The sequence below is a fragment of the Candidatus Falkowbacteria bacterium genome (assembly GCA_016699775.1).
GTDB classification, from domain to species: Bacteria; Patescibacteriota; Patescibacteriia; order Patescibacteriales; family Patescibacteriaceae; genus Patescibacterium; species Patescibacterium danicum.
The window spans coordinates 84,153-108,333 of the sequence record CP065010.1; the positions used below are offsets into that span (position 1 = coordinate 84,153).

Below are 24,181 nucleotides of genomic sequence, written 5' to 3' on the forward strand. Positions count from 1 at the left end.
AGCACCCTGGCTCATTATTGAGCGGGGTGCTTTTAGAATACTAATAGGTTTTCTTATTTTTAATATGAAAATAGTCTCTAATAGAGATATATTTTGAGTATAGTGTGGGGTATATATTTTTTGCTGTAGTTACTAGGAAAAAGTGTTTAATTCTATAAAAAACTTGAATATATTGGCTGAACCTTGACAATATGTAATTTATACGCTAAAGTACTTTCTGTCATAAAGGCTCTGTGGGGCTTTTGTTTTTTTGACAATTAATCAAAAATCCTAAAATTAAACACCCCAATACGGGGAAAGTAATGAAGAAATGGTATTCTATGCTACTGTTAGCTGTTTTATTTTTTAGCTATAATGATGGGACTTCACAGTGCATTGGTGGAAATTCCGCTGTAACCGTTATTTCCGTTGCAGAAGGCAGTAGTGTGACATTTACAGATCCGCGGCCACCAAACGGACAGATTTCACAGTTTGCCGGACTGATAAACTGCAGTATGGACGGAAATCCGTTCAAGTCTTATTGCATTGATCTGTTCCATAGCGTCAGTCTTCCTGATGCTGGATATTCTGAAACATGTGAGTATACTGTACCCAGGGCACAATATATTCTCAATAACTATTTTCCGTTAAGAACTGGATATCCTGGGATATTATCGGACAATGAAGAAGCAGCTGCAATCCAAATGGTATTGTGGTCTCTCTATGATAATGTTTCGTTAGGGAGTATAACAAACTCGGTTATTAGGGACAGGGCTATAGCTATAAGAAGTGATGCGGATTTGAATGGAATTATTACCCCTTCAATTCCGACATTTTCATTTGAGACTGGAATGGACCCGGATGGTTTCTTCATCAAGACGATTGATGAAAATGGAAATCCAATTTCTGTACAGAATATTGTAATCTCAATATCTGAGGGAAATGTATCTGAAGATACGGTCAGTACGGATGTTACGGGATTCTCCCCCCAAATAATTGTTTCCGGTGCAAGTAATGGGACAATAATAATAGCTGAGGGAACTATGTTATATGCCCCAGGAAGAATTGTTGACGGTATCCTGCCGGATAAGCAAACCCTCTCAATAGCGTTCCCGGTTTTTGGAACGATGAAAATATCAATTTCTTGGGGCGCACTTCCGGTAGAAGTTTCCTCATTCACTTCAATGGTGAACGGAAGAAACGTTGACCTCAATTGGGCAACATCAGCTGAAACCAATAATTCAGGTTTTGAAGTTGAGAGAACAGTAACCGGTGTTAACACATGGACAAAGATTGGCTTTGTCAACGGTAATGGAACTTCTGCAACTCCTCATAACTATACATACTCAGACAGAGGACTGCAGACAGCTAATTATTCCTACAGATTGAAACAGATTGATTACAACGGTAACTTTGAGTATCATTATCTGTCCAATGAAGTAATCATCGGAGTTCCGGATAAGTTTGTTCTCTCTCAAAACTATCCGAATCCGTTCAATCCCTCAACAAAGATCCACTATGCAATTCCGTTCGACGGAAAAGTATCACTTACGATCTATGACAACTCAGGTAAGGAAGTAGCAAAGCTTGTGAACAATACACTCACAGCTGGAAACTACACTGCCAACTTCGATGCTTCAAGCTTCGCAAGTGGTGTATATTACTACAGACTGAACCTGAATGGACCAATTAACTTCTCTGAAACAAAGAGAATGATGTTGGTCAAATAATAATTGTAGCCTTCTAGGCTATGCCCCTTCGCATTGTGTCAAAATTTGACATGAACGGAGGGGTTTTTTTTATTTTATTTGTCTGCCTTCCCACCTGTTATCCTCGCGTATTCCTTTCCTGTCATCCCCGCATGCGGGGATCTGAGTAAAATATATTACACATAGTATTCACGAGATCCCCGATCAAGTCGGGGATGACAGTATATAAGAAGGGATGACAGTGGAGAGGCGGGGATGATAAAGAGGTGTTTAGTATTGAATTTTCCAAGCCTTAGAAAATGATAGGGTTACTATATTCTATTTAATTTCTTTTCCCCAAATGTTTTCGTTTATCCCTGGGCCAATTGGGTTGTAACCATTTAAAATTTCAGTGCTATCATCATATCCATCACCATCAGTGTCTGGATTGTTTTTGTCAGTACCATATGCAGCTTCCAGGTGATCTTGTATATCGTCATTATCACTGTCTATATAATCAGTAGCAACATTATCTTGAGTAAACTCCATGCCTCCAAACATGCCTTGACCTGCACTAAAGAGGGCTACAATAAATTCCTCAAAGTTTTTTGTTGGAGTTGGAACTTCAATTGCAACTGGTTGATTATAGTTTTTAACTTGCAAAGTAAGATCTGATATTATATTTCCTTCAGTATCATTGATATTTTTAAAGATTGAGGAGACGGTTAATTTATAGGGTAAATAATCTTTTTTACCTATCCATATTTCACCTGTTGGAGTATCGGTTTTTTCTAAATCTTCATCCATCTTTGCCAGGTCTTCGGCGGTAAAAGTTTTTTGCCCCATAATGGTATTTGCTGTTTGAACAAATCTTTTAATTCCTTCCTTATCAATAATATAGCGATAGTGCCACATCTTCCTGCCATCAATAGTTTCTGTTGGCAAAGTTTGAGTAACTTTAATAACTTGTGCTTTGAAAAATTCATCACGCAGTTGTTTAATTTTTTCCGGATTTAATTCGTTTTCAATTGATTCTTTCTTCTCTATTAACTCTTCTGTATTAAATTGTTCATCAATCTGTTTTTGTTCAATTTTAAGCCAGGTATTTTCTATAGGCTTCAAACTAAATAAACCAAAATCGGGGGCACTTGTTAAGCGAATATAAAAAGCTTTTTCAATATTTCTAAATTCAAGGCCAAGTTTTCCGTTTTCCTTAAAGGCTTTGATGTCAGTGGTAAAAGCAAAGCTATTTTGTGGATTTTCAACTTGACGTAAATCAGAGATTCCATTAAATACGATTGAAAATTCTTCGTTTGAAGAGTTTGAGCTTGATTTGTCTAAGGGAATTATTAAATTATTTTCTAAGGCCACTTTATCAACTGAGAGCACTAAATTTCCAGAATAATCAATGGTCGTTATTTCCGGAATTTTCAGCGCCATTTTTTGTAATACTTTTTCTGGGGCTGGGAAAAAATACATATAACCAAACACACCACAAGCCCCAAGTAGGAGTAAGCTTAAGATGCTAATAACTAACCATTTAATTTTTTTAGTTGCTGGATGAGCGGTTATGGGTTGAATTGATGGGATTGCTGAGAAAGGAGGGACTGCAGCTGGAGAAAGTGGCGGTATGGGATTTAGTTTCTGGTTTGGTGACATCTCTAGAGTTGTGTCCTTTGGCGGATTTTGTAAATTTTGATTATCCATAATAGTAAAAATGATAATAATAGTCTATATATAGTATACATGTTTCGTTAGATAAAAGCAGTAGATATCTCTAGATGTTCTAGTCTTAAATACGAAAATTATATGCCTGGGGTGTAATGATTGCAAAACATAAAAAAATTCAAACCTTACATAAATATAAAGAATATACAAGTAAATATAGGTAGCTAAAAGATACAATAAGTAGTCTTTCATAGAGATCTAGGCTGATTTAATGAATTGAGCTATGATTAAGTCATATGAAACAAAAAAAAGTTAGCCAAACCTTTACCAGAAATTTTATTTTTGGTGCAGAGGATAGTTTAGTTTCAACTGTTGGTTTATTATCGGGCGTGGCTTTTGCTGGTGTTGGACGATCAACGATTATTTTAACTGGAGTTATTTTAATTTTTGTTGAGGCTTTTTCAATGGGGGTTGGTAGTTATTTGACTGAATATATTATTCGCCCAAGTGACAATGTAAAACAAAAAATACCGACTACAGCTGGTATCGTAATGTTTATATCATATATTATTTCAGGCGGAATCCCACTTTCTCCGTATATATTTTTTTCGGGCACGTTGGCTTTAACGCTTTCAATTATTTTTTCTCTAGTGGCTTTAATTTGTCTGGGAATTGTCAGTAGCGTATTGTCAAAAACAAATATGGTAAAAAATACTTTACGTATGTTTGTATTAGGGGGTAGTGCTATTGCTATTGGTCTTGTGGTTGGTATTATTTTAAAGTAATTATTAATCTTGTCTTGGCTATATTGAAAAAACCGCCATATGTGTGTATGTTACTTTTTGATATTGACTGATTTTAGCTAGTTAATTATACTGAACATAGCTCATTAAATATAATATATACAGGTATATACCAGTGCAGTCCCAATGGGAATTAGCAATATGAATTTTGAACAGGAATAACTTCACGGTATTGTATTTTGTATATATATTTTCATGAAAATACTTAAAAAAATTGAGCTCACTCAGCTTAAAATAAACGGCAAAAAGTCTTTTTAAAAAAGGAGGGTATCATGACAGGTCATTGAATAAAAGTTAAAGAGGGTTTTGACAAGACCGAGAGCCTATACCTTTGCGTATAGGCTTTTTTTATTTTCCTATTAAATTTTTTAATGTATTAGAGATATCATAGTAATTCCATATTGACACAGCAATAAAAAAATAGTAGTTTGACAGGAGTTATTTAAAAATTTAACCAATGGAGGTTTGAAATGGTAAATACACAGAGTAATAGGGTTGACTTTGTTTGTGATGATAATTGTCATGACCTACTTATAAAAGTGTATAAAGTAAAAAAAGTGAATAACCCAGTTACTTTCTCTGTGCAGTTTTTCGTCGAAAATGATTGCACAGATAATTTACGAGAAGTCCCTGCTATGACTGGATTTCAATCAGTAACAATGGCTCTTGAAGAAGCTAAAAATTTATTAATGAAAGACAATGGAAACTTAAATATACAAAGTATATATATCAAATTTTTGTACGCCAGCTATATAATAATTCTTGGGCGTATAAAGTAGTTGATACATTAGATCATATAGAGTTGGTAATAGAATATAACCCCGCCAACGAAGAAGCTGCCTTGTGTTTGGCAGTTGAGTATCTAAGAGAATACTTGGAAAGTGTTTAGACAAATTCAAAAGGCAGTTACGAACATCGTGACTGCCTTTTTTCATAAATAAACGAGAGATTTATGAGAGAATGTTTTGATATTAGATAGCTATGTATTACTTAATTGTATTGGGACTAGGGTTAGGATACGAAGTCAAATATTTTTTTCCGTATCTGATTGCTGCCTCAACATTAATTTTACCATAACCTACTTCATTATTTCTGACACCTTGGTTGGAAGCGGTGGCTCTGGCAAAGTCAACAGCTTGAGGAAAGGTGCAGTTTGTACTATTCATTATTTGTTTGAGTTTAGAGGCTACTACTGCAGTGGTGCCACTTAAGTAATTGACATGAGCTGTTCCGGATATAAAGGTGCCAATATCAATAGGGCTATTAACTGTAATATAACCACTTGTTGACACTTCAGATATACTATATCGTTGGTACACATTTCCAACACTGCCTTGTAGGTTTAACCAAACTTGCCAACCAACTCTGACGTGTTGTGCTAAAGTAGAGTTATAAATTTTTGTGTAATTTCCAGTTTTGGTGATTGAACTAACAGTATAGTTCATTTGTGGCTCAGGGTTAACATATTGAACCTCAACTGAATCAATAAAATCTAGCTTATTTCCTCTGGTCCAATCATTAGTTACATATCCACCTCCAACTAAAGCCATTTTATAATTACTACTAGAATTATAGGTGTTCGGAAAGGGGTTAGATAAATTAATATAGGGCATTACAAGATTAAGGCCATTAGGTTCCGGATATTCAGTGGCAATTAAGCTATTGATTGCCTGATAGTTAGCTGTTGGTATGACAATAATGGGCCATTTTTCAGGGGGAAGTTCTTTATATTTTTCAGACATTGCATTAAACACAGTGCGAACTGGAGTGTCCCCGTCATTCCAATATTCAAAATTATCTTCATTTAAAAAGGGATCAATATTTTTTGCAACAGCTTCAATATATGGACCTTCATACAACGCAATAATTTGAATGCCTTCTTGCCTGGAGTTTTGCTCAAGTGAGTTATCTATTGAGATTGGAGTTGGTGAAATTTGGGGAGTTGTTGAAGAATTGGTCTCCTGGTTAATTGGTGAAATTTTTTGATTTTTTTTAACTCGTTTATTTGAATTATTAAGTATTTTTTCTTTAAGGATAGATAACGTGGTATCAATCTTGGCAATAAGGCTTTTTTTATTATTTTGAGCCAGAGATTTTGTGGGGCTAAAAATAATTGTAAAGATTGAAAATACAATAACTGAGATAAGAATGATTAACAAGGTTTTTTTTGACATAGAATATAATAAGTAAGTATACCTATATTATACATTAGTTAAGAAAAAAAAGTATATATTATATTTTTCAATAAAAAATACCCCAAGATTAGGGATATTTTTTTATTAAGTCTGAATAATATTTTTAATTATAGAATAAATTGTGTGTTAGGGAGGCGTTGTTTAATATAATCTAAGTCTTGCTGTGAGTAGTTATTTCCTGAGAGATTCATAGTTTTAAGATTTTTTAAATTTCCAAGTTCATTTGGTAGACCCGTTAATTGATTATTGGAAAGATCCAGTGTTTCTAAATTACTTAATTGTCCGACTTCTGCTGGAACTCCGGTCATTAGGTTATTACTGGCTTTTAAAATTCTTAAATTTTTTAAAAAGCGAATTTCACCCGGAAGCGCACCAGTTAATTGATTATTAGAAAGGTCGAGAACTTCGGTGTTAGTTTGATTGAAGATTGTTGATGGTACTTTTTCTAATTTTTGATTGCTGAGGTTGATCGTTTGATTATTATCGGTGTTAGTTTTTTTGACTGGTTCTTTTTCTTCTTTTGTATTATCAGATACATCATTTTTCGTTTCTTTTGGTATGCTATCAGACGAAATTGTGCAGCCACTTAAGATAATTGAGACAACTAAGATTATGGGTAAGATTATTTTCTTCATATATTTAGATTAAAGTAGCTTAAGCTGAACTTACAGTAAGTATAGAGTAGCACGGTAAAAGTATAATTGATATATTTAGTTTTTCTATGATCGAAGTTTTGTTTTTATATGTGTTAAGATATATTTTTTGATATATAGGCCTAGATTAGTAGAGAATGCAACATGTGTGCATATTACCTCTGCTTCTTGACAAACGCAACTCAGTTGCGTATAATTTGGTTATATGAAAAGTGCACAAGATATTTTACTGTGCTTATCACAGCAGGGATATAAGAAAACCAAATTAAGGGAGATGCTTGTCTCTTTGTTTGAGCATTTAAAAAAGCCGCTATCGGCTCTTGAGATACAGGCTTTTCTTAAAAAAAAGAAGTTATTGTTAAATAAAACAACCGTCTATCGAGAACTACAATTTTTGCGTGAACAGCGAGTGATTGTAGAGATTGATTTTGGTGATGGTAAAAAACGATATGAAATGGCTGGATTACCACATCATCATCACTTGGTTTGTGATAAGTGTCGGTCGGTAGAGGATGTTTTTATTGAACAGGATTTAATGACCGTTGAGAAAAAAATAAAACAGACAACGTCTTTTTTTGTTAAGAGACATAGCTTAGAATTTTTTGGTTTATGTAAACATTGTCTTAATTAAATAACTCCAATGACAACTCATCATTTACTTGGATCAAATCGCTATACCTTGTCATTCTTGGTTGGCATGGTTGCAGCTAATTTCGCTATTCATTTACTGCCGGAAGCTTTTGGAGACTCTGATATTTCTCCGTGGTTGGTGAGTATTGCTTTGATAGGTGGTGTGGCATTGCAATATTCTCTGCATCGATATCTTAGCCCAACAAAAAAAACTGGCAATCAATTTTTATTGTTTCTTCATATTCATAATGTAACTGATGGTTTAACAATTGGTTTAGCCTTTTTGGCTCATGTCAGTTTGGGAATATTTACTACAGTGGCAATCATGATTCATGACATCGTTCATAAAATTATTGGTTTTGGATTTTTGAGATCAGCTGGTGACTCAGTAAGAAAAGCCTTTTTAAAAATCATGACTACTTTTATTAGTATCTTGGTTGGATTACTGTTAATGCTGGTTTTTCGACCAGACCATGAGTTTAGTGTTATTGGCGGAGGGTTTGCTGCTGGATCCTTGGCATATGTAGTTATGCTTTTACTAAAAGAGGTCTTTGGGAAAAAGGCCATTGTGCCTCGACGCTATGAAACCTTATTAAAGTCGGCTTTTTTTGGTTTAGGTGGGGTCGTGATGGTTGTTATAATTTTGTTACTTCAGGCTTATGCCCCTGAATCCAGTCATTAGTATGGAGTTAATTTAATTATTTGAAGTAAACGAGGCTAGTGAATACTTTTTTGACAATTATGCTATTTTGCTATAGGATGTCTATAATTTGCTCATTGTAAACTTTAAACTTAAAAGGAGAATAGACATGATACATGTTCAAATACTTGATGAGGAGCTTTGGTACCTCAATTTTGTCGATGGAATGACTTCTATTTTTTTCGAAAAAAATGACGAGATAAGGTCAGAAAAAATGTATAATTATTTCATGAAATTAATCGATGAAAAACCCGGAGAGCTTAAAGATCATTTTAGAAAATTTTATCAAGGCAGGTATCCTGATAGTGATGATGGAATAGATTTAAGAGATGGAATTGAAAGACGTCATGATTCCGCCCTTGGTAAGGCAATTCGAAAATTTCCTGATGAATTTTGGACTGCAGTTATTGCAGATATGATTATGTGGTCTAAGCAAGAAGGAAAAATCACTGATGCAAAAAAAATTGTGCATGAGTTAATAATACCCATGCATTCAGGAATAAAAGATCCAGATGTATTTAAGAAAAGAATTATAAGTTATCTGGAAATCAGGTTACACACTTTTTCTGAAAATGAAAAAGAAAATCTGAGAAGTGAAGCCGGTTTTTGAAAAATAAAAGCCTGTCTGTACTTGTCGCGATAGCGATTTTGTACGAACAGGCTCTTTTATTTTGTTTAGTCAATTGAGCAGAAGAATATTTTTTTTGCTTCTTTTTGATTTTTTACATCAGGATTTATCAAGAAATATGATTTTTTTTCAAAATCAATTCCCACTAACTTTTTAGGCTGATCATGTTGCAATAGCATGGTTCTTGTAATGACTTTTCCCTGGTCAATTGGTTTACCGTTTTTAAATTTTTCAAACATATTTCTGAGCAGTAACTCTTTTAAACTACATACTCGAATATTGTTATCTAAAACGATTTGTTTGAGAATCGGGTCATTATTTAGTGCATCAAGTCGGATGGCTGACGCCTCTTTTGAACAACTCTGACCGGGAGTCCAGGCAGCGTATGTTCCTTTTCTTTCTGGCTCCTCACATAGATTATAATCTTCACCTTTTTCCACTTTAAATCTAAAAGGAAGTCCAAGATTGTTTTCAAGCATAAGCATCAGTGTCGTTATGTTGGTTATTACAATCAGAAGAGATAATGCTTGACTATGGACCAATCTTGTTTGATCTATTCTTACCGACAAGACACCTTCATTGGTCATTGATTCCGGGAAAAATTCATTATAGAAATTGAGCCACTTGGTTCTTTCAGAAAAATAGTTTCGCCTTAATCCATTTACCATTTCTTCAAGCATTCTTTTGCCGGTGTTTGTCTCAGTTAGTATTTTGAGAAATTCCAGTGTTAGACCATTTGTTTCTAATATCTCGAAAAAATTCAATGGTAGTCCATTGGCCTCGAGATTTTTATAAAAATTATTAATCTCAATTTTTCTTTGAATTTCTGTCTTATTAATAGGCATTATTCACTCCTTTCAAAAGTTTATTTTTTTAATATGCTAGGCTCTTTATAGCTGAAAAATAGGCCATTGTCAAGATTGGCCTTATAGAAAAATAGAAAATATATTATAGACCAGCTGGAGTAGATGGATTTAAAATCCTTATTGATCGAGAAATGGATGTTGAAATATTGCCGTCACTATCCTTAGCCCAGGCATATAGAGTTTTATTACCAAAAGAGGTAAAAGTATATGATGATGGTGCTGAGGCGCTCCATAAAGGATTATTCAAACTTGGGACAGTTGGTGATTCAGTTAATAGATAACCAGTAACGGCAACATCATCTATTGCTGAGAAAGCAAGGATTGGCACTGTTAATGAGCTATGTTTTATTGGGGTAGAAAAATTTGTGATAACCGGTGAGATCATTGTCACTGGCTCATCAAAGGCAACTGACCAATTATATAATGGTAGGTTAGTTGATCCAGGAGCTTGGGAAACAGAATTATCTGAATCTCTTATATTTCCGCCGGCATACCACCAAGTTGCAGCTCCTCCACAGAACCACGTATAATTTCCACATCCCCAAGCATACCTGATTTTCTGGCTAGCACCGGTTGGAACTTGATTAAGAGTTATTTTTACTTTGGTATTGTTACTTGCTAATTGTACTGATGAAATAGAAACGTTAGATCCATTGCCTCCGCTTTGAGCAAAGGTAAATCCATAATTTTGTCGGGCTGCCACACGGGTAGTATCAATAGCTAACTGTCCAACAGGAATTGCATAACTAATGGTAATAATATTTCCTGTTCGGATTACTGAGGTTGGCATAAGTGGGTTCCAGGTTTGGCCTTGTACTGCAACTTTATTAATAACTTTTCCCATCAACTCACCCATATATTTTGAGTCCTGATTTGTTAAGTGAAGATGGTCAGTGTGATATGTCATTTGATATTTTGGACCAACTAATATGACTTTGCCGGGGTTAGATTTATGAGCTTGTAATTGTGCAACGGCAATCTCGCCGGTCCAAGCGGAGTTCATTTGATTAATGAAGAGTGGAATAGTAAGATTACTGCCGACCAAGGTGCTTAGATCGATTTGATAATCACTCTGCCATTGTTTTAAAGCATTGGCATAAGCTGCCCAACTCTGTCCATTATTAGTGGTTCCATCCAAGTAGTCGGTCTCCCCATGTATAGCAGTTACTGCTAAAGGACGGTATGAACCTCCTAGGGTATTTTGAACATAATTTTTTGCGTTTGTTGCTTGGGTTATGCCTTTAGTATAATTTTGAGTACCTTTTTTTAAACCAAGATAGTTTGTGGCTCCGCGTCCATGAAGACTAACAATTATACTTCTTGCGAGATTGTCTAAAGAACGTAGAGTGTTTCCTAGCCCAGATGAGGGAGATTCAGTATTCTGCCATTCTTTAGCACTTCCAAGTTCAGTTAAAGGAACCAAGGGTGTGTTGATTTGATCAGCCCCATTTTGCATCATGAGATTATTATACGGTTGAGCTGAAGTAATAGTTGGGCTGGAATATACGCCAAGTGAGAGACTTTGGCCGGTTGAAAGAACATGGAAATATTCAATTGGACTATTATCTCTAGTTTTTTGTTCAGCTTGTTTATTATTGGGCGTTGATATTTTTGCTGTTGCCTTCATTATTGGCAAGATGGTTAAAAGACCACTTACAAAAAGAAGACCAATGAAGTAAGTAAATTTCAGAATATGAAAATGTTTATGTATTGAATTGAAAAAAGCATGCAGTATTTTATTCTTTCGTTTGCGCATATTATTTTAGATTTAATAAGTTATAATATAATTTAAATTTTAAAAAATTTGAGCGAGTGTAGTAGGTTTATAGTTTTTGGAAACTAAAGGACTTTATTCGGTACCCCCTCTATGTTTTTTTGCCAAGAAAAATTATTTTATGATATGTCTATGTATAATTTTTACTATTTAAGTATATCATAATTAACTCTTTTTATAGTGGTTTTATATACCTGAGATGGGTAAAAAAAATCTGGGTTAATTTTTGATGATTACTTAAGGTTGAAATAAATCACTTGGTTTAATGATAACGCTGGATACCTCGGCAAATTGTTTGGCAGTGGCTTTAATTTGATGTTGTAGAATTTGCACACGACAAGCGCCACCAGAAGTTTTCAGTGCAGGATCATTAAAGGTTAAGGTTAGAACTCCTGACTGTAAATCACTACTAATTAGTTCAAAGTCCGTTAAAGGAAATTCAGTAGTAATGCCTTGGGCTTTTTCATCATTAGATAATTCACCATTTATTAATAATTGTATTGTATCGTTTATAATCAAGTTAGATTGTGAAATTTGTCTTTCGACGCCCACCAATCCTTTCTCAGAGCAGAGAATATTATCAGTCTCATCTTTATCTAATTTTTCGGAGTAATAATATAATGTGACTGTTTGAAATGAAGGAGTTGGCAAAGAATTTATTTGAGGTGTGGGACTAGAAATTATTTTACTATAATATATGAATCCTAGGATTAGGATGATTAGGACAATAGAGACACTAAGTATTTTTTTCATAAATTTTGGATATTTTTCGAGTAATAAATCAAATTGAATTCTTGTATTTAAATTATAATTACCGTATGAGGAAAATGAGGAATTATTACACTGTTATTTAATTATATCATGATGCGGTTTTAGAAGAGTTAGAGATTTGATTTGCTTGACAAAACATGATTGTAGTGATAATTTCTCGTTGAACATAGTTCCTTACAATTTAACTATTCTGTTATATTTATTGAATTTTTTTTGCCTTTCTTCTTGAGGATGGTTAAAGAAATTCAATAAATAAAAAATTAAAAAAGGAGAATCAATCATGATTCGTAAATATAGATTCCAAATCTTGACAGTATTTTTTTTGTTTTTAACAGGACTGTCAGGGGCCATGGAAGGCACAACTGAAAACTTTTTTTTCAACTTCTTTTTTGTCAGTACATTTTCAAGTTCAACAATTCATTGGATTGCTGGAGGATATGAAGAAAATATCAAATCAAAAATGAATAAAAGTGAAGTGTTCATGAGTAGTTTTTTATTATGGGCACTATGGTGATCTGTGTTTCAAGTGTTTATAGGGTCCTTCCAGAGTCACTGAAGATATACGGCAAAGAAATATCATTAATTGTATGTGTGGTTTTTCTTTCCCTTATCTTGATAATTGGAAAGAAGGAAAGAAAAATCAGGTCAAAAGTGCAAAAACAAAATTAAAAAATTAAACTGGAAGGAGAAAAGATGGCAAAGCTTTCATTTGTATTAATGTTGTTGTTTCTTTTTTTGACAATATTATTTCTGGCAAAACTTCTTAGTCCAGAAATTGATATATTGCCATTAAATGAGATTAGTAAAGGCTCTTTGCTTGGTTATTCCTTGATATGCATAGTCTTAACAATCGTATTTTTTTATTGTAGTAAAAAGTTTTTTAGATGAATTAACTAAATAACTTTCCTTTTGCTAAATAGGCCTTTCTTAATGTAATTTTGAGGCCTATTTTTTTGTATATTAGTAACCATAAAAGTGAGGAGAACGATTGACAAATATCATATAAAACTTTAAAGTAGCAATAATCAAACAAAAAGGAGTAGTTATGCCCATTAAAAACCTAAAAAAGAAAAGTGGCGTTAGTGTTGAAATTCTTTCAGAAGGGGCGGTTAGAGAAGGATTGACTCTTGAGGAGTATATTTGTCAGGTTGGTCTCCCCGATAACCCTACATTTCAGATCTTAATTTAAAGTATTAAGGAGTAAAGAGATAGATTCTGGTTTTAAAAATTTTGTATTTCAAGCAGCACTTGAAATAAGTAAAACTGATGAGGATCGTGAGGCGTTAGCACCTTATGTAGAAGAATTTGAATCTATAAGCGGGGCTACATCAAGTAATGCTTTATTGGAAACAAAAAAAATAGAATTTATAACGGACGTCGAGCGGAAATTTTTTAAAGATTTATTAAATGAGTTAACTTCTGAGATTTCTAAAAATGAAAAGAGAAGAGTTTTAGAAAAGCTGAATGAATTTGTTAACGATTTAATTAAGAGAGCAAATGGCAATCTTGATTATTTACAAGAAATTTTTTACTTATCACCAGGAGGTATAAATATCAAAAGTGCCTTCATAAAACAAGAGTTAAAGAAAGGAGGGATTAATTTATCTTGAAGACTCCCGGTAAATGGATAAAATAATATGGCCGCTTGTTTGCACAATGCGGCTTTTATTTTTACTTTATACCTAATAATTTACTAAAGTAATGTATTAAGTTTTAGTCATATAAAAAATGTAATTGATGGGCTACTTAAATATGATTGTTTGGAATAATTGAGTGTTTGGGTTAAGAATGGTTATGTAGACAAAGATATTTTTTGTATAATCTATAACACTAAATATTGAAATGATGATAGCTATAAGAAGGTTAGGGAATGTAAATATAGAAGTTTTAAAGGACTGAAATGGATTTAATTGGTTATTATCGATAAAAACTAACAAAATAATTATAGCTATATATATTTTTTACTAGAATACTCAATAAATCATGGGATTAGCGGTAAATTATGATTATAGGTCTATCTCATTGACTAATGCCGTAGAGGAAGGATAGAGCAGATGAAATATGCAATAAGAAAAGTGCCTATTTATAAGGGATTTTCTGCTCTTGACAAGAAAAAATATCCATGCTAGTATTTAGACATAAATTGCTCCTTTAAATTAAACATCTCATTCTCGAAACAGAGAATAAACCCAACTCATCAACAAAAATCCCACCACATCAAAAAAACAACACATCTCACATCAAAAATCCCACCACATCAAAAAAACAACACATCTCACATCAAAAATCCCACCACATCAAAAAAACAACACATCTCACATCAAAAATCCCACCACATCAAAAAAACAACACATCTCACATCAAAAATCCCACCACATCAACAAAAAACCCACCACAAAAAACTTCAACAAATATCCAATCCCGCCTTTAAGAAATCTTCTTGAAGGTTCTTTTTTTTTATTTAAAAAATATTTTCTGTTTATAAATACCTTTAAATATATACATCATTAGTATCAAGGTGTTTCATCGATGGGAGTAAAGGGTACGTACTCAGAGCTATTCGGTTAGGTAATTAAAATTGACTAATTGAATACTATGATGTAATGTAAAAAAATTCATTAACAATAAAATCTAAAAGGAGAATCAAGATGGCAAAAAGAAAGTCTGAAAAAATTGTTTTAAAAGAAGGTAATATTATCGTGATTAAGAAGTTTGACAATCACACTAACAAAGAGTTTTATGATAAGGGGGAGGGTCCGGATAAAGCTAAAATCCTTGATCTTATTGAAGAAAATGGTAAGTACAAGGAAATTGCAGTAGAAATTATCGGAGGCAAAATGTCTGCCAGAAAAATAGAATTTACATATTTTGGTAGTAATACGTGGCGATTGTTATTTGAAGACCCGCATTCATTAAAAAGGGTCTATAGCATTAATGCCCCGTACTATAGGATGGAAATATTAAATGATGAAAAGCTGATTCCTTATGAGGATGATCTTTTTACAGCGGAGGAACTTGCAGACTTAATATCGCGAGATGCCTTTGGATGAGGGAAATAGCTTCCAAAATTGACTTGAGATGAATACATCCGTGAAGTCTTGACTAACAATAGTTCAAGACTTTTTTATTTATAAAAATACTCCATGCCTAATATGATTTATCAACGAATAGCAAATAGGAACTTAATTAAGTTACTCAAAATATCATAACTATATAAAGTTATAGGCAAAATCATTGACAAATACTAGTAAATATGATAATTTCTAGGATACTTGTTTTTTAACAATTTGGTTATTTTTGAATGATTTGCTGATCTTCTAACTAATTTAGAGGCTTAGGAAATCATTCAAAAAACAAAAAACGAAAGGAGCTACAAAATGAAAAAAATTATTGTTTTTTATTTCGCAATATTTTTTTTAATATATACACAAAAGCTTTTTGCTCAAATTGAATGCTCTGAACTTCCAAATAAAAATAAATTTCCTCAAGCCGTAAATGATTTTGCTTACATTATAAATGATAGTGTTGAGCAAAAAATAGAACAAAAACTCCGTAGTTACTTTGAGTCTACGGGACTCGCATTAATCGTTGTAACAGTTGATAGCTTAGATGGTTATACGGATGATTCTTACGCTCAAAATTTATTTGATTGCTGGAAACCCGGAGGAGAGAATAACGCCGGTATAATATTTTTAGTTGCACCTGGGGAAAGGAAATTAAGAATTCATACTGGCTACGGAATTGAAAGTAGTCTAACGGATGCACAATGCAACTTATTAATTAATAATATTTGTGTTCCCTATTTCAAAAAATCAAAGTATTCTTCAGGGATATTGAATGGGGTTGAGGAAATATTGGCAATAATTTTTCCGCAGGAACAACGTGATCGAATAAAAGAGGAGGAAGATAAGAATGCTGGGGATAATATACAGCATACAAAAAGAAGAAATAGCAAAACTTTTGGCGGGTTTCTTAAAGGAAAGAGTGGAGGCGGCGGAGATTCAGGATTCTGGTAATATTAGTGAAAATGAAATGTTGGGTTTAGCAGTTGTCCCTTAACAACTGCATTTTATTTTACAAAAAAATTCTATTGCAAAAGTGGTTTTTTAGTAGTTTTTACTGTAGCGGTTTCCAGAATTAGAATAAGGAGAATGCAGAAGTTACCTTACTAGACGTTGCTTACTATAGAATCAGATGTTGCCATGCTATTGAACCATTATTATCTAATCTTTTAAGTATTTCTGTAATATTCTCTCATAAACGCGACATTCCGATTACTTTATTGTGTATTCTTTCCCAGTCACCTTCCTTACTGTGTATTGTTGACCAATCAGAAAATAATATTATTAAGATATTTGATTTTTATATTTCTACTGACACGGATAAGGCAGTCGTAACTATCATACAAATTACTTCGTATTCACAGCGAGTCAGTTGCTTCTATATATTAAAAAAATTCATGGCAACATTCGGCACTCCTTTGATAATTTTATATTTTTTCGGTTATCGATTATTATAGTAGCTTTAATTTACACTCTATTTTTCGTTACTATAGGCGAGTTTCAACAAGAATATCGTTTCAGTTCTAAGCTTTGCTCTTGCCCAATCTTTCTGTGGTTCTGTGAGTAGCTCACCAAGACCGTCGAGAATGTGCTTATTGTCCATCTGCTCAAGTTTATGAATGCATTTTTTTAACAAATCCTTAAAAGGCATGTTTGCTCTTAATTCTACTATGGTTTTATTTATCTCCCACATTTTTTTGTAGAAGAAATAGACATCAAATATATCTCGACTTGTTTCTCCAATTCTTTCATACATTGCCATGAGTTTATGAGCAAACATATCCTCTCTAACCATTACAAGCATAGAAATACCAAGTAATGTTCTAATTTCGTATTCTGAACCAAAATTTCGAAGATTCACCTCTACTTTTATCTGCTGTGTGCCAAGTGCATAAGAAATAACATTCAATAAGTTGTAGTGCTTTATCATTGATTCAGTAATGGTTCCGTAGCTTGCTGTAATTTTCTGGAGCTTTTCAAATACTTCTTGCTTTTTAGTATCATCAAGCAAATCAAAATCAAGGTCAACTGAATTTCGGTTAAGATCATAAAACAAAAGTGCTGCCGTCCCACCTTTGAAACCTAGCGTAGTAGCCAGAGAAGTATCAGAATAGATATCCTTCAAGATTTGGAGCAAAATATTTTTATGTTTTAAATAATCGAGTGTCATATTATTGTTTTTCATTTAATTTTTTATAACGTTCAAAATATCTTTTCATAGTTTTTTCCATTCGTTTGTTATGATATATTGGTAAAATTTCAAAAACCATATCCCAATCTATGCCACGCAAATTATCAAAATAATAATTTTTACTTACATAGACACGATCTAACAATGCACGTTCCTTGGTCGCCGTAGCAATGCCATTAACATGTTCGATGCCTGTTGTGTTGCTTAACACATAATCTTTCATTCGTATAAAAGTTATTTTTTGATCACTAATTTGAATCTCACGACTCACATAAGATGCAACAAAAATATTTCCATAGTATTGGAAATTCACACCCTCGCGAGTTAAGACAGTTTCAAAGCTCACGTATGATGGAGTATAGATTCGAGTCGCTAATTCAAAGCGACTATAATTTCTATCTTTTACATAAAACCCTCGGCGAACTCTAATCAACTTTCCGGCATTCACATATTTCTTCAATCTGTCGCCAACAATCACTTCATCGCTTTCATTCCATAACAAAGCAACATCTTTGGTCGAAAAGACTGTTTTAGTGGATCTCAATAATATATCTAAATATTCACCTTTTGTTGGTTTTATAATCATTTGTAGACTGGAATAGGCTTTAAAAGCCCGTTACAGTCTATATATTAGCATAATTTAGAAAATAAAGCAATAGTTAGTTTATGGAAGACAAAGCTTTACCTTACTAGAGATAGAGCTTTTGTACTTAAAAATGTCATAAAATCATTGACAAATACAAGAAAATATGATATGTTCTAGGATACTTGTTTTTTAACAATTTGGTTATTTTTGAATGATTTACTGATCTTCTAACTAATTTAGAGGCTTAGGAAATCATTCAAAAAACAAAAAACGAAAGGAGCTACAAAATGAAAATCCTTATTAGGATTATTACTGTAATAATAGCTTTACTGTCTATTTTAATCTGTTTAGAGGTTTTACACTCCGTAATTTTATTGCCCCTATCTTCTCGAACTCTCGGGTCGATAATAGCCATAATCCTAAATAGTAAAAGTATTTGTATGTTTTCTCTTTTGATAGTAGGACTTGTTTTATTTCTTTATTTGTTTACTAAGGAGACTCCTAAAAAAGATTTTTACACCTTCCAAGTGTGTAAAATCAATTTAATGGTAAGGGGTAGTATCGAGTCTTCATATAGCATTTATAATCCGGAAAAAGTTTTTTGTAATGATATGAATGAATTAGTAACACAATTCAAAGAATTAAACATAAAACTGAAGAGGCTGAAGGGAAATAAAAATCATGAAATAGTAATTGAGTTTAATCAGAGTCCGTTTATAGAGGGTGTAAATAATTATTTCACTCTATATACTGGGCTTACAGCCGAAGAACAGAATGAATTCTACAGAGAACTATATAAGGACTCATTTTAAATGAGGAATTATATAATTGCTGAGAGGAGAAGCTGATAATAAGACAAAACAAGTCACATTTCATTCTTTGTTGTTGTAACCTAAATCACAAACCTAAACTAAAACGAAAGGGAAAAATGAAAAGAATCATTGTTATTTGCTTTGCATTACTTATTTTCATTATCAACGTTCAACAAGTTTTTGCAAAGAAAGATTGTTCCGAAATGCCTTCAAAACCCAATCCCCTACGAGCCGTAAATGATTTTGCCAATATTATTGATGATAAAATTGAGCAAAACATAGAGCAAAAACTCCGGGATTACTATAATACAACAACGATTGCATTAATTGTTGTGACGGTTAATAGTTTGGATGGAAAGGCGGATGATTCCTATGCTCAAGATTTATTCGATTGTTGGGGACCGGGTGGAAAGAATAATGCTGGTATTATTTTTTTAGTAGCTCCCAAGGAAAGAAAAACAAGAATTCATACCGGCTATGGAATTGAGGGTGATTTGACAGATGCTCAATCCAAAAAAATTATTGAGAAGAATATTATTCCCTATTTCAAAAAATCAGATTATTCTTCTGGAATATTGAATGGGGTGGAGAATATACTAGCTGTAACTGGTCCACAGAGCATGGAACAACGTAAGGAGGCAGTACGAATTAGAGAGGAGGAAAGTAGAAAAGTAAAGAAACAAATATTCGATGTGGTAATTAATATTGGAATAGGAATTATATTAATTATCGGTTTATTCTATTTATCTCGATTCATGCTTAGTTTCTTGAGAAAAAAGAAATTAAGTAATCAGTTATTAAAGAGTTTAGAAAATCAGACTGAACAAATAATTCAGGCCCGTAAAGTAATTTCTGATTTATGTGAGAATACTAAAACTGCTCCAAAATGGGTTCAAGAAGAAGCAACTGAACATATGGAACAGGCAAATCAAAAATTACTTGAAGCTTCGCGTATCTTAGAAAAAGCTAAAGGTTCTGTAAAAGAAGCACCGGATCAAGTGTATGGTTTCTTACTCAAGGCCCGCACTTTGATTCATAAAGCAGAGAATAACTTCATTAAAGTAGATAAAGACTTACGTATAAAAGTTAATAAATTTGCTCAAGCTGCTCCTGTTAAAGCAGAGAAGGCAGTGCAGATTCTTGAGAAAAATCTCTGCGAAACTTTAGAGTTAACGAATCAGGGTTTTCGTTTTAATGAAGCAGTTACAAATCAAAATGATTTAAAAAAGAAATTTGAAGAAACTGCAAAAAATCTTGGAAATAAAGAGTATGACCACATAATATGTCGAGAAAGCGATATAATTGCTTCAAAATCGAATGAGCTTTTTTCAGACATTAAAGAGGTTGTTCTCAAGAAAAAAGAAATCCATCAGAATCTTGATAGTCTTCTGAAGGTTGCCAAGGATCACTACTCTTCTTTTGAAAAATATGTTAAAGAAGTAGATCACCTTAAGAAGCAGTATCCAGAAAACGTATGGAAAAAACTTGAAACAGATTTATTAAGACTTACAGTAAAACTTCATCCTGAAAAAATTAAGGTTTTGAAAAATGAAATTGAAGATTTAAATAATATGAAAAATCAAAAATTTCATTTGGCAGCTTCAAAATTTAACAACTTTCAGGAACTAATAAATGATGTTGAGAAAGTATATTCTGAAATCAATGCTGTTTCTAGCCAACAGGAAAAATCAAAAAAAGATTTCTTTTCAGAGTACAAAAAAACAGAGACAGCTGTAAATTCAGCTTTAAGCAAAATAAAAGATTCAGATGTTTCTGGTGAAACAAAGCAAATTGCTAAGAAAGCAGCAATTAAATTAAATGAGACTGCCGTAGAATCAAGCACTTCTATAGTTGATTGGTTTTTTCTTATCACTCTCTTGAAATCAACATGTTCTCTTGCTGAAGATGCATTTAAAAAAGCACAAAATGACATAGATGATGCAGAGAGAAGAAGAAGTCGCGAGAGAGATGATGAGGCAGAAAGTCGCAGAAATAGCTATTCAAATTCGGATACTTCATTCTCTTTTAGTTCAGATAGTGATTTTGGTGGATTTGGAGGAGGAATGAGCGGAGGAGGTGGTGCTTCTGGAAGTTGGTAAAATAAATTAATGAAAGGAGAAAATGAAAAAATAAGTTTTGGATGAACTTTAATGTACCTTTACTGAGCCAGGAATTTCTTAAATGAAACTACTGGCTTTTTTATTACTCTTTAGGCTATGACAATATTGGGAAAAGTGAGAGATTGAGATTGACAAATAACTCTAAAAGTACCAGGATTTAAGTATCTATTATTAATATGTACATATATGAAAAAAATATTGGTCTTATTATTACTATTTAGTATTGTAGCTTTGCCGATGATTTCTCAAGCTGAAGATTTTTCTTTCTCTCAAGTTGAGACAGATATATCTACAAATCGTTTTAGTGTTGGTATTATGAACAATGCTGAAAGTAGTTGTAAGATGTACTGGGGCAATAGTATAAACAGTTTAAACTATATACTTTCATCAGATCATGGAGAAAATTTTAGACCAGCAAATAATTTCCATGGTTTTTTGTTGGTAGATCTTTCTCCTGGTACTAATTATGCTTATAAGATAGTCTGTAGAACACCAGGTGGTCAAACATTTCAAACTGCTATAAATACTTTTACTACTCTTTCATTGAATAATCAAACTGCACATGTACAAGTAGTATCACCTAATGGAGGTGAGTCTTATAAAGTTGGAGATACAATAAGGATTTCTTGGGATCAATGGAATCAAGGAAATAGTGCTTTTATTTTAAGGGTAAAGATTTCTGAGTCCAGTGTTTACCCAATTGATTTTGTAGTAGACGGACAATGGGATAATAAAAAGGAGCCCTTTAATAGTGCCAATGGTAGAAATTATTATGATTGGAAAATTCCTTTTGCCATGCCTTTCATTTCTAAAGATTATAAATATCTAATTCAGGTTATTGGTGGTAATGTAGATCTTCACGTTCAAACTAATGATTTAAGTGATAACACCTTTACAACTTATATAGCGATACCTGAAACCAATACTGGAAATAATAATATTAATGTCCCACCTACAGTCCCATTAACTAATAACTCTGAAGTTAGGACAATCAAGAATAGGCCATTATATAAGCGCTTAAAAGGGGCCATTCTCATAAAAGTTGAAGATCAGGGTAAGGCTTATTATATTAGTTCTTCTAAGGAAAAGTCATATTTTCTTGGGCGTCCTCAAGATGCTTTCATAATTATGCGTGAGCAAGGTATTGGGATAAAAAACAACGATTTAATAAAGATCCCAATTGGTTTAGGAAAATTGTCAGGCGGTGATCCTGATCAAGACGGTTTAGGAGATATGTTAGAGGACGCATTATTGACTGATAAATCTATTGCTGATACTGATGGTGATGGTATTAATGATAAAGTGGAGATTATTAATGGATATAACCCAAAAGCATCAGGAAAAATGCCGATTGATAAGAATTTTGCTAAAAGTCTAATGGGTAAGATCCTTCTTCAAGTTGAAGGTAGAGGAGAGGCTTGGTATGTCAATCCAATTGACAATAAACGATATTTTTTAGGCAGAGCAGATGACGCGTTTGATCTTATGAGGAGTTTAGGAGTAGGAATAAATAATAAAGATTTTAATAAACTAAATTAATTACTTTCCGAAATTTTCTTTATTTACTAAAAAACAGCCCGTAAACAGGCTGCTTTATTGATGGGTGGCAAATGGGACGTGTTCAGAACTATTCCGTGGGGTGAAATCAAGGAAATGGCTGAAACAATAGGTTCATCTCAAAAAATAGACTAATATAAGCCTATTTTAGGTATATATTGACAAATTACTATAAAAATGCTATTGTACTATGATAGCTAGTTCCTTACAATTTAACATTTTAGGTTATATTTATTGGATTTTTTGAGCTTTTTTGCACGAGAAGGCTGGGAAAATTCAATAATTATAAACTTAAAAAAGGAGATAAAATTGAAATGGTCAAAAATTATTTTTGGAATGGTTAAAACCATATATCATTTAATATGGTTCGAATATGTCCGATATGCTTTAAAAGAAATAGTTGAAGATATATTTAAAGAAAATTCCAAAAAGTCTACCGGTAATACCTTCATACTTCTTGTTGGTTTTACTCACTCTGGCAAAGAAACACTTGTAAAAAATAATAAACAGTTACGGGAAATGTTTCTCGTTCATAGTGATGAGATTCATGTATATCTAAATGAATCTTTGAGATTTTTAAGAGATGATAACACCATTACTGGAGAAGCATATTGGGAACGACAATTCTTAACTCACATTGTTAGAAAGATGCTTTTACGGAGAGCTTTTAAAAGTAATATCAATGTCGTTAACGATTCGGCTAATCTCAGAAAGAGAGACCGATCTACTAAACTGGCGCTCGCTAAGAAATATGGATACCAAACAATCATTATCCAGGTACAGTGTCCAGAGAGCGTTCTTCTAAAACGATTAGAAGATTCGGATAATAAGAAGTCAGATTTGGATCAATCCAGTAATTGGGTTGCTTTGTACGCAACACAAAAATCTCGTTTTTGCCCAGTTAAAGGCAATGAAGCTGATAGAGTAATTCATTATCATAGTGATTTTCTAAAACCAGAATATCTACGAATATAATAAATGTAGTAAGTTAAATAACTTAAACCGAAAGGGAAATAATGGTTAAAAAAATCTTTAAAATTGTTGTTTTTTGTATCGTGGCTTCGATAATTATCGAAGGAGTTTGCTATTTACTAGGCCTAAAGTTAAATGGATCATTTATTGCTCAGACGGCTTTTAGAACTATGTATATAACATACGGATGGATACTCTCTAAAATGGTATCTCAGAGTGAGGATTAGTAATAGATAATTAAAATACTACCGGGAGAAATTCTGGAACAACAAAACCCTGATCAGAGAAATCTAGTCGGGGTTTTTTATTTACAAAAACACCCCATAACTAGGGCGTTTCTTCGATGGGTGGCAAATGGGATGTGTTCAGAACTATTAGGTGGCATGAAATAGAGGTAATCATTGATATTTTAGCCTAAATATGATATATTCTAGAATACTTGTTTTTTGACAATTTAGCAGATTATTGAATGATTTACTAAATTTCTAAGGCTTATTAGAGGTTTGGGAAATCATTTAATAATTTA

At 32.9% G+C, this 24,181-nt stretch carries 21 protein-coding genes and 1 pseudogene; 15 read left to right on the top strand and 7 right to left on the bottom strand.

What is annotated here, in order from left to right:
* Nucleotides 1-302: 302 nt before the first annotated feature.
* On the top strand, nucleotides 303-1,709 hold the full coding sequence (locus IPN41_00510; GenBank protein QQS60450.1) for a T9SS type A sorting domain-containing protein: 1,407 nt from the start codon (nucleotides 303-305) through the stop codon (nucleotides 1,707-1,709).
* A 297-nt stretch (nucleotides 1,710-2,006) separates the two neighbouring features.
* Here the strand turns inward: IPN41_00510 and IPN41_00515 are convergent, their stop codons facing one another.
* Nucleotides 2,007-3,374 carry a hypothetical protein gene (locus IPN41_00515; GenBank protein QQS60451.1) on the bottom strand — a complete coding sequence of 456 codons (1,368 nt, stop codon included), beginning with the start codon at nucleotides 3,372-3,374 and terminating at the stop codon, nucleotides 2,007-2,009.
* Between the two features lie 257 nt (nucleotides 3,375-3,631).
* Here IPN41_00515 and IPN41_00520 point away from each other — a divergent pair, with 257 nt between their 5' ends.
* Both IPN41_00520 and IPN41_00525 read left to right on the top strand, forming a co-directional pair.
* Nucleotides 3,632-4,120 carry a VIT1/CCC1 transporter family protein gene (locus IPN41_00520; protein ID QQS60452.1) on the top strand — a complete coding sequence of 163 codons (489 nt, stop codon included), beginning with the start codon at nucleotides 3,632-3,634 and terminating at the stop codon, nucleotides 4,118-4,120.
* Nucleotides 4,121-4,608: 488 nt separating this feature from the next.
* The gene (locus IPN41_00525; GenBank protein QQS60453.1) at nucleotides 4,609-4,917 is read left to right on the top strand and encodes a hypothetical protein; all 309 of its coding nucleotides are present in this window, start codon (nucleotides 4,609-4,611) and stop codon (nucleotides 4,915-4,917) included.
* A gap of 207 nt (nucleotides 4,918-5,124) precedes the next feature.
* On the opposite strand, the gene IPN41_00530 is transcribed toward IPN41_00525, so the two are convergent.
* Both IPN41_00530 and IPN41_00535 read right to left on the bottom strand, forming a co-directional pair.
* On the bottom strand, nucleotides 5,125-6,312 hold the full coding sequence (locus tag IPN41_00530) for a hypothetical protein (protein QQS60454.1): 1,188 nt from the start codon (nucleotides 6,310-6,312) through the stop codon (nucleotides 5,125-5,127).
* A 128-nt stretch (nucleotides 6,313-6,440) separates the two neighbouring features.
* Nucleotides 6,441-6,968, bottom strand: coding sequence for a leucine-rich repeat domain-containing protein (locus IPN41_00535; GenBank protein QQS60455.1), 528 nt, complete (start codon nucleotides 6,966-6,968; stop codon nucleotides 6,441-6,443).
* 223 nt (nucleotides 6,969-7,191) lie between these two features.
* Here IPN41_00535 and IPN41_00540 point away from each other — a divergent pair, with 223 nt between their 5' ends.
* The 3 genes from IPN41_00540 to IPN41_00550 all read left to right on the top strand — a co-directional run bounded on the left by IPN41_00540 (nucleotide 7,192) and on the right by IPN41_00550 (nucleotide 8,926).
* Nucleotides 7,192-7,617, top strand: a complete 426-nt coding sequence (locus IPN41_00540) for a transcriptional repressor (GenBank protein QQS60456.1) — start codon at nucleotides 7,192-7,194, stop codon at nucleotides 7,615-7,617.
* A 9-nt stretch (nucleotides 7,618-7,626) separates the two neighbouring features.
* On the top strand, nucleotides 7,627-8,298 hold the full coding sequence (locus IPN41_00545; GenBank protein QQS60457.1) for a ZIP family metal transporter: 672 nt from the start codon (nucleotides 7,627-7,629) through the stop codon (nucleotides 8,296-8,298).
* Nucleotides 8,299-8,425: 127 nt separating this feature from the next.
* Nucleotides 8,426-8,926: a hypothetical protein gene (locus IPN41_00550; GenBank protein ID QQS60458.1), complete on the top strand. Its 501-nt coding sequence runs from the start codon at nucleotides 8,426-8,428 to the stop codon at nucleotides 8,924-8,926.
* A gap of 65 nt (nucleotides 8,927-8,991) precedes the next feature.
* Here the strand turns inward: IPN41_00550 and IPN41_00555 are convergent, their stop codons facing one another.
* Nucleotides 8,992-9,789: a hypothetical protein gene (locus tag IPN41_00555; GenBank protein QQS60459.1), complete on the bottom strand. Its 798-nt coding sequence runs from the start codon at nucleotides 9,787-9,789 to the stop codon at nucleotides 8,992-8,994.
* Nucleotides 9,790-11,388: 1,599 nt separating this feature from the next.
* Between IPN41_00555 and IPN41_00560 the strand changes: the two are divergent.
* Nucleotides 11,389-11,484, top strand: a pseudogene (locus IPN41_00560) (hypothetical protein).
* Nucleotides 11,485-11,821: 337 nt separating this feature from the next.
* Here IPN41_00560 and IPN41_00565 read toward each other — a convergent pair.
* Nucleotides 11,822-12,337, bottom strand: a complete 516-nt coding sequence (locus tag IPN41_00565; protein QQS60460.1) for a hypothetical protein — start codon at nucleotides 12,335-12,337, stop codon at nucleotides 11,822-11,824.
* Between the two features lie 1,063 nt (nucleotides 12,338-13,400).
* On the opposite strand from IPN41_00565, the gene IPN41_00570 reads away from it, so the two are divergent.
* The 4 genes from IPN41_00570 to IPN41_00585 all read left to right on the top strand — a co-directional run bounded on the left by IPN41_00570 (nucleotide 13,401) and on the right by IPN41_00585 (nucleotide 16,371).
* Nucleotides 13,401-13,544: a hypothetical protein gene (locus tag IPN41_00570; GenBank protein ID QQS60461.1), complete on the top strand. Its 144-nt coding sequence runs from the start codon at nucleotides 13,401-13,403 to the stop codon at nucleotides 13,542-13,544.
* A gap of 154 nt (nucleotides 13,545-13,698) precedes the next feature.
* Complete coding sequence (locus tag IPN41_00575; GenBank protein QQS60462.1) at nucleotides 13,699-13,965, top strand: hypothetical protein; 267 nt, start codon at nucleotides 13,699-13,701, stop codon at nucleotides 13,963-13,965.
* Nucleotides 13,966-15,003: 1,038 nt separating this feature from the next.
* Nucleotides 15,004-15,405 carry a hypothetical protein gene (locus IPN41_00580; GenBank protein ID QQS60463.1) on the top strand — a complete coding sequence of 134 codons (402 nt, stop codon included), beginning with the start codon at nucleotides 15,004-15,006 and terminating at the stop codon, nucleotides 15,403-15,405.
* Between the two features lie 327 nt (nucleotides 15,406-15,732).
* Entirely contained in the window at nucleotides 15,733-16,371 is a 639-nt protein-coding gene (locus IPN41_00585) for a TPM domain-containing protein (GenBank protein QQS60464.1), read from the top strand.
* 520 nt (nucleotides 16,372-16,891) lie between these two features.
* Here the strand turns inward: IPN41_00585 and IPN41_00590 are convergent.
* Together IPN41_00590 and IPN41_00595 are read right to left on the bottom strand one after the other, a co-directional pair.
* Nucleotides 16,892-17,587, bottom strand: a complete 696-nt coding sequence (locus IPN41_00590; GenBank protein QQS60465.1) for a nucleotidyl transferase AbiEii/AbiGii toxin family protein — start codon at nucleotides 17,585-17,587, stop codon at nucleotides 16,892-16,894.
* A 1-nt stretch (nucleotide 17,588) separates the two neighbouring features.
* Nucleotides 17,589-18,194, bottom strand: a complete 606-nt coding sequence (locus IPN41_00595) for a type IV toxin-antitoxin system AbiEi family antitoxin domain-containing protein (GenBank protein QQS60466.1) — start codon at nucleotides 18,192-18,194, stop codon at nucleotides 17,589-17,591.
* Nucleotides 18,195-18,805: 611 nt separating this feature from the next.
* Between IPN41_00595 and IPN41_00600 the strand changes: the two genes are divergently transcribed.
* From IPN41_00600 to IPN41_00615, 4 genes are all read left to right on the top strand, one after another.
* On the top strand, nucleotides 18,806-19,006 hold the full coding sequence (locus tag IPN41_00600; GenBank protein ID QQS60467.1) for a hypothetical protein: 201 nt from the start codon (nucleotides 18,806-18,808) through the stop codon (nucleotides 19,004-19,006).
* A 116-nt stretch (nucleotides 19,007-19,122) separates the two neighbouring features.
* Nucleotides 19,123-21,105, top strand: a complete 1,983-nt coding sequence (locus IPN41_00605) for a TPM domain-containing protein (GenBank protein ID QQS60468.1) — start codon at nucleotides 19,123-19,125, stop codon at nucleotides 21,103-21,105.
* 207 nt (nucleotides 21,106-21,312) lie between these two features.
* Nucleotides 21,313-22,665, top strand: coding sequence for a hypothetical protein (locus IPN41_00610; protein QQS60469.1), 1,353 nt, complete (start codon nucleotides 21,313-21,315; stop codon nucleotides 22,663-22,665).
* Nucleotides 22,666-22,992: 327 nt separating this feature from the next.
* Entirely contained in the window at nucleotides 22,993-23,658 is a 666-nt protein-coding gene (locus IPN41_00615) for an ATP-binding protein (GenBank protein QQS60470.1), read from the top strand.
* Nucleotides 23,659-24,181 lie beyond the last annotated feature (523 nt).

What these genes read in the sequence shown, in the direction of transcription:
- IPN41_00510 (QQS60450.1), top strand. Translation starts at nt 303, where the DNA reads ATGAAGAAATGGTATTCTATGCTACTGTTAGCTGTTTTATTTTTTAGC.
- IPN41_00515 (QQS60451.1), bottom strand. Translation starts at nt 3,374, where the DNA reads ATGGATAATCAAAATTTACAAAATCCGCCAAAGGACACAACTCTAGAG.
- IPN41_00520 (QQS60452.1), top strand. Translation starts at nt 3,632, where the DNA reads ATGAAACAAAAAAAAGTTAGCCAAACCTTTACCAGAAATTTTATTTTT.
- IPN41_00525 (QQS60453.1), top strand. Translation starts at nt 4,609, where the DNA reads ATGGTAAATACACAGAGTAATAGGGTTGACTTTGTTTGTGATGATAAT.
- IPN41_00530 (QQS60454.1), bottom strand. Translation starts at nt 6,312, where the DNA reads ATGTCAAAAAAAACCTTGTTAATCATTCTTATCTCAGTTATTGTATTT.
- IPN41_00535 (QQS60455.1), bottom strand. Translation starts at nt 6,968, where the DNA reads ATGAAGAAAATAATCTTACCCATAATCTTAGTTGTCTCAATTATCTTA.
- IPN41_00540 (QQS60456.1), top strand. Translation starts at nt 7,192, where the DNA reads ATGAAAAGTGCACAAGATATTTTACTGTGCTTATCACAGCAGGGATAT.
- IPN41_00545 (QQS60457.1), top strand. Translation starts at nt 7,627, where the DNA reads ATGACAACTCATCATTTACTTGGATCAAATCGCTATACCTTGTCATTC.
- IPN41_00550 (QQS60458.1), top strand. Translation starts at nt 8,426, where the DNA reads ATGATACATGTTCAAATACTTGATGAGGAGCTTTGGTACCTCAATTTT.
- IPN41_00555 (QQS60459.1), bottom strand. Translation starts at nt 9,789, where the DNA reads ATGCCTATTAATAAGACAGAAATTCAAAGAAAAATTGAGATTAATAAT.
- IPN41_00565 (QQS60460.1), bottom strand. Translation starts at nt 12,337, where the DNA reads ATGAAAAAAATACTTAGTGTCTCTATTGTCCTAATCATCCTAATCCTA.
- IPN41_00570 (QQS60461.1), top strand. Translation starts at nt 13,401, where the DNA reads ATGCCCATTAAAAACCTAAAAAAGAAAAGTGGCGTTAGTGTTGAAATT.
- IPN41_00580 (QQS60463.1), top strand. Translation starts at nt 15,004, where the DNA reads ATGGCAAAAAGAAAGTCTGAAAAAATTGTTTTAAAAGAAGGTAATATT.
- IPN41_00585 (QQS60464.1), top strand. Translation starts at nt 15,733, where the DNA reads ATGAAAAAAATTATTGTTTTTTATTTCGCAATATTTTTTTTAATATAT.
- IPN41_00590 (QQS60465.1), bottom strand. Translation starts at nt 17,587, where the DNA reads ATGACACTCGATTATTTAAAACATAAAAATATTTTGCTCCAAATCTTG.
- IPN41_00595 (QQS60466.1), bottom strand. Translation starts at nt 18,194, where the DNA reads ATGATTATAAAACCAACAAAAGGTGAATATTTAGATATATTATTGAGA.
- IPN41_00600 (QQS60467.1), top strand. Translation starts at nt 18,806, where the DNA reads ATGAATGAATTAGTAACACAATTCAAAGAATTAAACATAAAACTGAAG.
- IPN41_00605 (QQS60468.1), top strand. Translation starts at nt 19,123, where the DNA reads ATGAAAAGAATCATTGTTATTTGCTTTGCATTACTTATTTTCATTATC.
- IPN41_00610 (QQS60469.1), top strand. Translation starts at nt 21,313, where the DNA reads ATGAAAAAAATATTGGTCTTATTATTACTATTTAGTATTGTAGCTTTG.